This window comes from Mesorhizobium sp., assembly GCF_024509055.1.
Taxonomy (GTDB): Bacteria; Pseudomonadota; Alphaproteobacteria; order Rhizobiales; family Rhizobiaceae; genus Mesorhizobium.
Map to the genome: position 1 here is coordinate 20,757 of NZ_JANINM010000349.1, position 10,559 is coordinate 31,315.

Consider the following 10,559-nt stretch of genomic DNA (forward strand, 5'->3'; position numbering starts at 1 on the left):
GGCCGGCGACCAGGCCGTCGATGCCGGCGCGGCTTTCGGCCAGCTTGGCGATGTCGGCCTCCAGGGCGCGGGTGAGGATGTCGCGGCCCTCGGCGAGCTTCTCGACCTGGCCGGCGACCAGGCCGTCGATGCCGGCGCGGCTTTCGGCCAGCTTGGCGATGTCAGCCTCCAGGGCGCGGGTGAGGATGTCGCGGCCCTCGGCGAGCTTTTCGACCTGACCGGCGACCAGCCCGTCGATACTGGCGCGGCTCTCGGCCAGCTTGGCGAGATCGGCCTCCAGCGCACGCTTGAGGATATCGCGGCCCTCGGCAAGCTTCTCGACCTGACCGGATACCAGCCCGTCGATGCCTGCACGGCTCTCTGCGAGCTTTGCCAGGTCGTCTTCCAGCGCCCTGGAAAGGGTCGCGCGGTCCTGGGAGAGCCTGTCGGTGTGGCTCTGCATCAGGCCGCTGGCGCTGGCCATGTTGGCATCAAGGGTGCGCGAGAGCTCGTCGCGATGGTCGGCCATCTTCTGTGAGTGGTCGACGATGGCTCCCTGGATGGTGTTGAGGTCGGCTTCCAGTGCGCGCTTCAGGATGTTGCGGCCCTCGGCGAGCTTCTCGACCTGGCCGGCGACCAGACCGTCGATGCTGGAACGGCTTTCGGCAAGCTTTGCCAGATCGTCTTCCAGCGACTTCGACAGCACCGCGCGGTCCTGCACCAGCCTGTTTTGATGGTCGGCAACCGCGCCGCTGACGTTCTGCAGGTCGCCTTCGAGAGCCTTCGAGAGCGTGGCCCGATCCTGGACGAGGCGGTTCTGATGTTCGGAGACCGCGCCGCTGACGTTTTGAAGGTCGTCTTCGAGGGCCTTCGACAGCGCGGCCCGATCCTGGATGAGCCTGTTCTGATGGTCGGCGACTGCACCGCCCACCGTCTGCAGATCGGTTTCCAGCGCACGCGACAGCTGGGCGCGATCTTCCTGGACCTTGTCGGAATGACCCGCAATGGCACCTCTGATGGTGTTGAGGTCCGCTTCCAGAGCGCGCTTGAGAATATCGCGGCCCTCGGCCAGCTTCTCGACCTGGCCGGCGACCAGGCCGTCGATCGAGGCGCGGCTGTCGGCGAGCTTGGCGAGGTCAGCTTCCAGCGTTTGCGAAAGCAGGCCGCGGTCGTCCGCGAGCTTGCCGGCGTGACTGTCGATGAGGCCACGGATGCCGCTCAGGTCGCTCTCCAGCGCACGGCTCAGCTCGCCTCTGTCTTCCGCGAGCTTCGTCGAGTGCGTTTCGATCAGGCCCCTGATTCCGATGATATCGGTCTCGAGAGCCTTGGCGAGCACGGCGCGGCCCTCGGCGATCTTTTCGACCTGGCCGGCGACCAGTCCGTCGATCGAGGCGCGGCTATCCGCCAGCTTGCCGAGATCGGCTTCAAGCGCACGCGCCAGGATGTTGCGGCCTTCAGCCAGCTTGCCGACATGGCCGGCGACCATTTCGTCAATCAGTGTACGGGCTTGCACGAGTTTGCCGGAGTCTTCGTTCAATGCCTGGGAGAGGCGGTTGCGACCATCGTCGAGCTGCTCGAGATGGGCGCCGAGCGAGGCGTCGATTGCCGCGCGCGACTCGTTGACCTTGCGCAGATCCTCTTCCAGGGCGCGCGAGATCAGGCCGCGGCCTTCAGCGAGTTTCTGCACCTGGTTGGTGACGGCGGCATCGATGGCGGCGCGGCCTTCGGCGAATTTCGCCAGGTCCGCCTGCATGGCGGAAGCCATGCGGTCGCGGCTCTCGGAGAGCTTGCGGCTGTGGTTCTCGACAGCTTCCTCAATGCCGACGCGGGCGTTGGCAAGTCGCTGAATATCGGTGTCGAAGGAACGCGACACGACGTGGCGGGCAGCTTCCATGCGACCGGCGAAATCAGTGGCGCGGGCCTCGAGCATCGACGAGGTCGAAGAGATGATATCGGCCATGTCGGCGCCGATCTGAGTCTTGCCCTGGTCGATCATCGCCGACAGCGTGTCCTTGCTCTCGGCGAAGGTGTGGGCGATCTCGCGGGCGCGCTCGACCAGCGTTTCGTTGATCTGGCGGGCACGGGCTTCGAGCGCGGCGTTGAGCTTCTGCGTACCGGTGTCGAGCGCTTCGGCGCGGGTCTGGAACTCGCTGATGAGCGCCTGGCCCCGCTCGGCCAGCGTCCGTTCGATGCCGTTGAGGCTCGCCTCGAACTCCGAGCTCAACGTGCGGGCGGCGCCGCCGAGCAGCGAGACCATGCCGGTGGTGCGGTCGTCGAGCAGGTCGGTCAGCGAGCGGGTGAGGCCGTCCGTGGTGTCGGTCAGCTTGGCGATGCGGGTATCGAGCAGGCTGGCGAAGGCTTCGCCCGAAGTCGACAGCCGGTCGGTGATGTTGTCCAGGCGCGATTCGACGGAATCGAAGATCGACGTCGAGCTTTCGTTGATGCGGTCGATCAGCGTGTCGCCGGAATTGTTGATGGTCATCGACAGCTTGGTCGACGCATTCAGGATCGAGTCGCGGATGATGTCGCTGGCGGCGCCGATCTCGTCACGGAGCGTCTCGTGTGCGCCGTGGATCGAGGCGCGTACGCGCTCGGCATGGGTGACAACCGCTTCGCGTTCGCTGCCGAGGCCGTCGACCAGCGAGCGGATTCGGGCCTCGTTCTCGGAATAGGAGCGTTCGATCTGGCTGACTTCGCTGTGGACAAGCGTTTCGAGCTCGACGGCGCGCGCCAATGTGCGCTCGATGCCTTCGCCCATCGCCGCCACTTCACGGCGCACAGCCTGGCCGATCATCATGACGCGGTCCTGGGCAAGGTTTTCCGGCTCGGCGAGACGGAAGGCCACTTCGGTCATGGATTGCGCGGCAATGCGCATTTCCTGGGCGCGCCGGATCATGGCCGCGAAGGCCCAGAACAGCACAACCGGCAGGATTGCCGCGATGGCCAGGCCGATCAACTCGGGGCGGGCGAAGAACTGGCCGAAGGTGCGGATCTTCCAGATATCGGGCCCAAACAGAAGGTTGGCCAGGCCGCCGGCGCCGGCGATCCAGGCCAGCGACACGAAGGCCACGACCCAATAGACCGTGCTCGAAGCGCGCCGGTTCAAGCCATGCAGCAGCGTCCGGTAGTCCTTCTGGCGATCGTCATTGGCCGGCGTAAAACCGGGCGCTGGTGTAAAGGCGGGGGCCGGGGTGAAGCCCGCCGGCTGAGCATTGCGCGGCTCGACCGGGCGCAGTTCCGCGGGTTTGGCCTTCGGCGCAGCAGCCTTTGGGGCTTGAAGTTCATTCGCCGGTTCGTCTCTCTGGCTGCGGCCTTCGCGCGCCAGTTCGTCGGCGGCGGCCGAAATCTGCGCCTCCAGGTCTTCCATCGACGCCGCCATATCGAGGCCACCTTCGTCGCCGAGGTCCAGGTCGAGCGCCTTTTCCAGCTCCGCGGCTACGTCACTCTCGAGAGATTTGGTCGTCGTTGGTTTCTTAGCCATGCCTTCGCTACCCTGTACTAGCTGCCGCGGGACTTATGATTTTGGCCTGATTCTGGCTTGTCTTATCCCGCGCAGGAGGCTGAAAATGGACGCTCGTATCGTAATGACACACAGGGGTAAAGAAAACCTGCATTCCGGGCGATACGTAAAACTTTAAATATAAGGTTAACGGAAGCGTGATTTGGCTGCCTCCGTGACAACATTTTTCCCCGGCAATCGTTAACCCGGTGGCGACCGGAATCGCCTATTTTCAGCGGCCGGCCGCCCTTTTTTGGAGTTGCAGTGCGTATGCGTGGCGAGAGTGGTATTGCGTTTTCCATGCCAGGCGGAGACGTGTCGGGAACGGCGCGATCGCGGCCTGTGGATTTAGCCCATCTGGCGCGCCAGACAATGGACGATCGGGCACTGGAACAGGAGGTGCTGGCGCTGTTCGTGCAGCAGGCGCTTTCGGTTCGCGACAAGATCCTTGGGGCCGACGAGCGGGAGCGGGTGCTTTTGGCTCATGGCCTGAAAGGATCGGCGCGCGGGATCGGCGCCTTTGCCGTCGCCGAATGCGCGGCGGCGATCGAAACGCAACCCGACGATACCCGCACGCTGAAGAAGCTTGGCTCCCTGATCGAGGAAGTCCGCGACTTCGTCGCAGCCATCAGCCGCTGAGCGATTGCTGGAGCGGCCACTCGGCAAAGGGCGGTTGAATTGCCTTGCCGCTCGCAAACGGCGCCTGCCGAAAAAAAACGTCATGCCATGGCGTTTTCGCGCGGCAGTTGACTTGCGCGGCAGAGTGATTATCTCGGCTGCGACTCCCTCAGGTGACAAATGACCAAGCTTACCTTCATTGCCCATGACGGCACTCAATTCGACGTGGATGCTGAGAACGGCTCCACCGTCATGGAAAACGCAATCCGCAACGCTGTACCCGGCATCGAGGCTGAATGCGGCGGCGCCTGCGCCTGCGCGACCTGCCACGTTTATGTCGACGAGGCATGGACGGCGGAAGTCGGCGAACCGGAAGCGATGGAGGAGGACATGCTGGACTTCGCCTATGACGTCCAGCCGAATTCGCGCCTGTCCTGCCAGATCAAGGTGCGCGACGCGCTCGACGGCCTCGTCGTCCGCGTGCCCGAGCGCCAGGGCTGAGCCAACGCCAATTCGGCGATTTTGCCCGTGGCTGCTTGGCAGCGGGCGGTGGCTCATGCAGTGTCATCGGATTCCCGAAACAGGGCGGATCCGATGACGGACATCATCAAGACGGACGTACTCATTGTCGGGGCGGGGCCAGTCGGCCTGTTCGCCGTGTTCGAGCTCGGCCTGCTCGACATGAAATGCCATCTCATCGACATACTCGACCGCCCCGGCGGGCAGTGCGCTGAACTCTATCCGGAAAAGCCGATCTACGACATTCCCGGCTGGCCGATGATCACCGCACAGGGCCTGGTCGACAAGCTGATGGAGCAGATCGCGCCCTTCAAGCCGGAATTCACCTTCAACCGCATGGTGTCGAGCCTCGAAAAGCTGGAGGACGGCAGTTTCCGCGTCGCCACCGACGAGGGCGAGTTGTTCGAGGCCAAGGTGGTGGTGATTGCCGCCGGCGGCGGTTCGTTCCAGCCCAAGCGTCCGCCCATCCCTGGTATCGAGGCCTATGAAGGCAAGAGCGTCTTCTACTCGGTCCGGCGCATGGAGGATTTCCGGGGACACGACCTCGTCATTGTCGGCGGTGGCGATTCGGCGCTCGACTGGACGCTCAACCTGCAGCCGATCGCAAAAAGCGTGACGCTCGTTCACCGGCGGCCGGAGTTCCGGGCCGCACCCGACAGCGTCAACAAGATGTATGCCATGCAGGAGATGAGGGAACTTGAATTCCTGGTCGGTCAGGTCAGCGGTCTGGGCGGCGCCGACGGTCAGCTTTCGTCCGCAACCATCAAAGGCGGGCCGGACGGCGACATCGAGGTGCCTTGCACCCGGATGCTGCCTTTCTTCGGCCTCACCATGAAGCTCGGACCCATCGCGGAATGGGGCCTGAACCTGCACGAGAACCTCATTCCCGTGGACACCGAGAAGTTCCAGACGTCGGTTCCGGGCATCTTCGCGATCGGCGACATCAACTGGTATCCGGGCAAGCTGAAACTGATCCTGTCAGGCTTCCACGAGGTGGCGCTGATGTCGCAGGCGGCCAAACGCATCGTCAGCCCGGGCGAGCGCATCGTCTTCCAGTACACGACCTCGTCGACCAGCTTGCAGAAGAAGCTGGGCGTCCACGACTAGGGTGTATTGATATTCCGGTGATGCCGGCCTGACCTGAATCTCAACACACCTTGAGAGATCTACTCGGCAAGGACAGGCGCGGCATGCTCGTCGTGGCCGCGCAGTTCCTTTTCCGGCATCAGCGCCAGTACGATCAGAGCCAGCACGAGCGTGATCCCGGTGGTGAGGAAAATCATCACGAACGGCAGCGCCGACGTCAGTTCAATATGCGTCGCTGAGCCCTCGGACGACAGCGGCAGGCCGTAGCCGAGCGCCACAGCGCCCAGCATCGCCACGCCCAGCGCGCCGCCCAGGGTGCGTAGGAAGGTCAGAACGCCGGTCGCGACGCCGAGGTGAGCACGGTCGACGGCGTTCTGGACCGAGACGGTGGCAACGGGGAAGGTCGTTCCGCTGCCCAGGCCGACAAGCGTGGTCAGGATAAGGACCTCGAGCAGCGAAGCCTGTCCCGCAATGGCACTGAGCAGGCCGATGCAGACGATGGCGAGGCTGACGCCGATCATGGCGATGCGCTTGTAGTGGACGAAGCGCGGGATCATGCGGCCGCTAAAGGTGGCGCCGGCGACGGTGCCGAGCAGCAGGCCAAGCATGGCGGTGCCGGATTCGCTGACCGATAGTCCGATGACCGATTGCAGATAGACCGGCAGATACACCGAAGCGCCGATATTGGCCGCCTGCAGCAGGAACATCGACAACGTGCCGGCAAGCACGATCGGATTGCCCAGCACCTCCAGCGAGATCAGAGGCTCGGCGGCTTTTGACAGCCTTAGCGCGAAGAAGGCCCAGAACACGGCCGAGCAGGCGACCAGGCCAAGGATTTCGCGCGAGAACCAGGGATAGGCGCTGCCGCCCCAGTTGAGTGCCAGCAGGAGCAGCGCCGTGGCGATAACCAGAAGCACCGCACCCAAGCCATCAATGCGGTGGTTCTTGGCCGCGATCGGCAGCTTCTTCAAAGGGTTGTTGATGATGGCCATGGCCAGGACGCCGATCGGCAGGTTGATCCAGAAGATCAGCGACCAATGCAGGTGTTCGGCAAAGACGCCGCCAAGCAGCGGACCGGCGACGCTGGCGACCGCCCAGGTGCCCGAGATCCAGGCGGCGTAGCGAGCCCGCTCGCGCGGCGGCACGAGATCGCCGATGACCGTCTGGGCCAGCGCGAAGAGACCGCCACCGCCGGCGCCTTGGATGGCGCGGCCTATGATCAGCACCAGCATGTTGGGCGCGAGCGCGCTGACCAGAGAACCGAGGAGGAAGATGAGGATCGCGGCATAGATGACGGGACGCCGACCGTAGACATCCGAAATCTTGCCGTAGAGCGGCGCCATCGCGGTCGCGGTCAGAAGATAGCCGGTGACGATCCAGGGCAGGTATTCGGCATGGCCGAGCGCGTGCGCGATCGTCGGCAGGGCTGGCGCGACAATGGTCTGGTCAAGCGCCGCCAGGAGCATCGACAGCAACACGCCGCCGATTATGGCATTCTTCTCGCTCTCGCTTATGAGCGGCGAGGCTGGTGTTCCCATCGTCGCACGATTGTCGATGGCCTGGTTCATGCGTCATTCTTTCAAAAAAAGGCTGCCGCGCGTTTCGCCAAAGCGGCTGGCTCGTAGCGTCTGCCGCCCAAGGTGCGCGTATGTCTTGGTTCGAAGCCTGCCGCGTGGCAAGCCGAGATATGTCGTTCGATATAGGCCGATTTCGACCCGCGCCCGAAAGTTTTTGCCTCCTGGTCCTACGCTTCGGCCAAGTTGGCTTCCGCCTTCACTCCCAATCCAATGCTCAAGCCGGCGGCAACTGGCCACTCTGGATGCGCTCCATCCGGTAGTGCAGAAGCCGGATGATCCGGCTCTCGAAATTGACGCCTTCGACGCGGTCGAACCTCACCTGATCCTGATCGTGCCGGACAAGTTCGGCCGTTGTGATCTCGGCGGCCCTGGCCTTCGCCTCCGCGCAGGTCTTCTGCGGATAAGAGGTCTTCAGCGCATCCTCGAGCGCGCGCGCATGGTTCTTGGCGATCTCGACATGGCGCTCCTCATGGCGCTTGATGTCGGCAGACAACGTATCCCAGAACAGCCGGACGTCCGGATCGGAATTGCGCGGGCGTCGCCATTGCGGGAGGATCACCTTGACCTTCACCGTGACCTGAGCATCGGCGATCCGGCAAGACGTCGCGGTCTGCGCGTAATTCACCTTGGTCGTGAAGGCCATCTGCGTGGCGCCCGGATGGCGCATGCCCGTGCTCTTCACTTCGGGGCCGTGTTTTGAAAGCTGGTTTTCGATATCGTCCAGCGTGCGGCCGCTGATGCTGAAATAGCTGTAGGTCTTCACCAGGTTCGCCGCGCCGGCGGGCATGGCGCCGAGGGCGAGCATCAAGGCGCAAAGCAGGTGTCGGTTCATCATGTTGCCTCTTCACGCACCTTGCTTTAGGGCCGTCGCCAGTGCAACGGAATTGATTTCCGGCGGATCACGCATGGTTGATGGACAATGACAAGGCGATGGCAACTGGCGCATGGGCGCCACCTCGACCTCGGCCCGAAGGCTGTCGTCATGGGTATCCTCAACGTCACGCCTGACAGCTTTTCCGACGGCGGACTGTTCATCGCGCCCGAGAAGGCGATAGCCCAGGCGCGACGCATGGTGGAGGAGGGGGCGGCCATCATCGATGTCGGGGGGGAATCGACACGGCCAGGGTTCGCTCCGATCACGGCGGAGGAAGAACAGGGGCGCATCCTGCCGGTCATCGAGGCGCTCGCAACCGCTGGTGACGCGCTGATCTCGATCGATACCTATCGCGAAGACACGGCGCGACGAGCGGTCGCCGCCGGCGCGCATATCATAAACGATGTCTGGGGGGTGCAGCGTGAGCCGGGCATTGCCGCAGTGGCTGCCGAGACCGGCGCCGGGCTCATCATCATGCACACCGGGCGAGAGCGGCAGAAGCTGCCCGACGTGATCGAAGACCAGTTCCTGTTCCTGCGCAAATCGCTGGAGATCGCGCGCGCCGCCGGCGTCGCCGACAGCCAGATCGTGCTCGACGCCGGCTTCGGCTTCGCCAAGGAGACGACGGAGGAAAACATCGACCTGATGGCACGGTTTTCCGAACTTCACGCGCTCGGCTTTCCCTTGATGGCCGGCACGTCGCGAAAGCGCTTCATCGGCGCGGTCACCGGGCGCGAGCCAGGCGAGCGGGCGGTGGGCACAGCGGCCACCAGCGTCGTCCTGCGGCTGAAGGGCGCCGACCTCTTTCGCGTCCACGATGTCGCAATCAACGTGGACGCGCTGGCCGTGGTCGATGCTATGCTTGCACGCGAAACCGCATCTTCCTCCAGGCAATGACCATGTACATCATCCGCATGAAGAACTGCGCCTTCTTTGCCCGGCACGGCGTGCTGGACGAAGAGGAGACGCTCGGCCAGCGTTTCTATGTCGACGCCGAGTTGACCGTCGAACCCAGCCGCCCGCTGGAGGAAGATTCCATCGAGGATACCGTCAATTACGGCATCGCCTTCACGGTCATTGAGAAGATCGTCACAGGGCATCGCCGTTTCCTGATCGAGGCGCTGGCGTTGGAAGTCGCCAAGGCTTTGACTGCACGGTTTCCACAGATCAGGAAGGCCGCGATCACCGTGCGCAAGCCCAACGCGCCGGTGCCCGGCGTGCTCGATCATGTCGAGGTGACCGTTGTCTGGCCAGAATAGCGCCGTCTATCTCAGCCTCGGCGGCAATCTGGGTGATCCGGCGAAGTCCATGGCGGCTGCGCTGAGGTTGCTCGACGGCGACGACAAGACGCGCGTCACTGCCGTGTCGTCGCTCTATCGGACGCCACCCTGGGGCAAGCTCGACCAGCCGGACTTCCTCAACGCGGCGGCGGCAATCGAGACGCAGCTTTCGCCACGCTCCTTGCTCGAGCTTTGCCTCGACGTCGAAAGGCGGCTGAAGCGGGTGCGCGAGGAGCGCTGGGGGCCGCGCCTGATCGACATCGACATCCTGGTGTTCGGCGACCGGGTGATTCATGAGACCGGCCTGGAGGTGCCGCATCCGCGCATGCTGGAGCGCGCTTTCGTGCTGGCGCCCCTGGCCGAGATCGCGCCCGATCTCGCCGTCAGCGGCAGGAGCGTGTCGGAACGGCTGGCCGCCGTCGATGTTTCGGGGATAGAGCGGCTGCCGTCCGGCCGGGAGTGGTGGCTGGGCTGAATTTCTGTCGCAATTCCGGGCGGAAAGCCGCCTCACACTTTTCCTGAATTGCTTGAGTCAGCCGGAAAAGCCGCCGCCACTGAGGAAGGCCTCTTCCGCCGGCGTCGTCTCCCGGCCCAGCATCCGGTTGCGATGTGGAAAGCGGCCGAAGCGCTCGATGATCTCCAGGTGCTCTTCGGCGTATTTGAGATATTGCGGCGCCCGGGCGGCGGTCAGTTCCACCGACCGGTGCTGATCGGCCAGCAATTCGGAATGCTCAAAAGGCAGATAGAGAAAGACGCGGAAGATTTCTTCCAAGGCTAGGTCGTGGCCGGCGGCGATCGCCCCGTTGGCGAAATGCAGGGCCAATGGGTCAGTGGCGTACATGTGCCCGGTGCCGCGGAAGCAATTGCGCGGGAACTGGTCGAGCAGGATCATCAGCGCCAGCGACCCTTCGGCATGGGCGTTCCACTCGTCGCATTCGCGCCGGGCCGCCGCATAATGCAGGTCCAGGAATCGATTGCGGAAGTCGGTGTCGAAAGCATCGTTCTTCTCGAACCATGCGTCCTCGCCGGCATCGCGCCAGAATTTCGTGACCGCAAGCGCCCGCGCGTCCAGCACCGCCATGTGCTTCCCCTCAGCTCTTCGTTTCTGCCTTGCTGAGCACACCGGC

General features: G+C 63.9%; 9 protein-coding genes and 1 pseudogene. 6 read left to right on the forward strand and 4 right to left on the reverse strand.

What is annotated here, in order from left to right:
* A pseudogene (locus Q0L57_RS14750) lies at positions 1-3,460 on the reverse strand (kinesin); the annotation flags it as partial.
* Between the two features lie 288 nt (positions 3,461-3,748).
* On the opposite strand from Q0L57_RS14750, the gene Q0L57_RS14755 reads away from it, so the two are divergent.
* The 3 genes from Q0L57_RS14755 (at position 3,749) to Q0L57_RS14765 (ending at position 5,722) form a co-directional block, all read left to right on the forward strand.
* On the forward strand, positions 3,749-4,117 hold the full coding sequence (locus Q0L57_RS14755; RefSeq protein ID WP_296743770.1) for an Hpt domain-containing protein: 369 nt from the start codon (positions 3,749-3,751) through the stop codon (positions 4,115-4,117).
* A gap of 159 nt (positions 4,118-4,276) precedes the next feature.
* Complete coding sequence (locus Q0L57_RS14760; protein WP_010909663.1) at positions 4,277-4,597, forward strand: 2Fe-2S iron-sulfur cluster-binding protein; 321 nt, start codon at positions 4,277-4,279, stop codon at positions 4,595-4,597.
* A 93-nt stretch (positions 4,598-4,690) separates the two neighbouring features.
* On the forward strand, positions 4,691-5,722 hold the full coding sequence (locus Q0L57_RS14765; RefSeq protein ID WP_296743774.1) for an NAD(P)/FAD-dependent oxidoreductase: 1,032 nt from the start codon (positions 4,691-4,693) through the stop codon (positions 5,720-5,722).
* A 59-nt stretch (positions 5,723-5,781) separates the two neighbouring features.
* On the opposite strand, the gene Q0L57_RS14770 is transcribed toward Q0L57_RS14765, so the two are convergent.
* Positions 5,782-7,269 (reverse strand): MDR family MFS transporter, encoded by a 1,488-nt coding sequence (locus Q0L57_RS14770; RefSeq protein WP_296743776.1) that lies wholly within the window; start codon positions 7,267-7,269, stop codon positions 5,782-5,784.
* A 223-nt stretch (positions 7,270-7,492) separates the two neighbouring features.
* Complete coding sequence (locus Q0L57_RS14775) at positions 7,493-8,113, reverse strand: DUF922 domain-containing protein (protein WP_296743777.1); 621 nt, start codon at positions 8,111-8,113, stop codon at positions 7,493-7,495.
* A gap of 84 nt (positions 8,114-8,197) precedes the next feature.
* On the opposite strand from Q0L57_RS14775, the gene folP reads away from it, so the two are divergent.
* From folP to folK, 3 genes are read left to right on the forward strand one after another with little or no spacing between them, the layout of a single operon-like run.
* Positions 8,198-9,049: a dihydropteroate synthase gene (gene folP / locus Q0L57_RS14780; protein WP_296743779.1), complete on the forward strand. Its 852-nt coding sequence runs from the start codon at positions 8,198-8,200 to the stop codon at positions 9,047-9,049.
* 2 nt (positions 9,050-9,051) lie between these two features.
* Complete coding sequence (gene folB, locus Q0L57_RS14785) at positions 9,052-9,411, forward strand: dihydroneopterin aldolase (protein ID WP_296743780.1); 360 nt, start codon at positions 9,052-9,054, stop codon at positions 9,409-9,411.
* Positions 9,395-9,907: a 2-amino-4-hydroxy-6-hydroxymethyldihydropteridine diphosphokinase gene (folK, locus tag Q0L57_RS14790; protein WP_296743782.1), complete on the forward strand. Its 513-nt coding sequence runs from the start codon at positions 9,395-9,397 to the stop codon at positions 9,905-9,907. Before folB ends, folK begins: the two co-directional genes overlap by 17 nt.
* Positions 9,908-9,964: 57 nt before the next feature.
* On the opposite strand, the gene Q0L57_RS14795 is transcribed toward folK, so the two are convergent.
* Positions 9,965-10,513, reverse strand: coding sequence for a DUF924 family protein (locus Q0L57_RS14795; protein WP_296743785.1), 549 nt, complete (start codon positions 10,511-10,513; stop codon positions 9,965-9,967).
* Between the last annotated feature and the right edge of the window lie 46 nt (positions 10,514-10,559).

Bases quoted from the DNA above. Each gene is read 5' to 3' on its own strand.
- Q0L57_RS14755 (WP_296743770.1), top strand. From the start codon at position 3,749: ATGCGTGGCGAGAGTGGTATTGCGTTTTCCATGCCAGGCGGAGACGTG.
- Q0L57_RS14760 (WP_010909663.1), top strand. From the start codon at position 4,277: ATGACCAAGCTTACCTTCATTGCCCATGACGGCACTCAATTCGACGTG.
- Q0L57_RS14765 (WP_296743774.1), top strand. From the start codon at position 4,691: ATGACGGACATCATCAAGACGGACGTACTCATTGTCGGGGCGGGGCCA.
- Q0L57_RS14770 (WP_296743776.1), bottom strand. From the start codon at position 7,269: ATGAACCAGGCCATCGACAATCGTGCGACGATGGGAACACCAGCCTCG.
- Q0L57_RS14775 (WP_296743777.1), bottom strand. From the start codon at position 8,113: ATGATGAACCGACACCTGCTTTGCGCCTTGATGCTCGCCCTCGGCGCC.
- folP (WP_296743779.1), top strand. From the start codon at position 8,198: ATGACAAGGCGATGGCAACTGGCGCATGGGCGCCACCTCGACCTCGGC.
- folB (WP_296743780.1), top strand. From the start codon at position 9,052: ATGTACATCATCCGCATGAAGAACTGCGCCTTCTTTGCCCGGCACGGC.
- Q0L57_RS14795 (WP_296743785.1), bottom strand. From the start codon at position 10,513: ATGGCGGTGCTGGACGCGCGGGCGCTTGCGGTCACGAAATTCTGGCGC.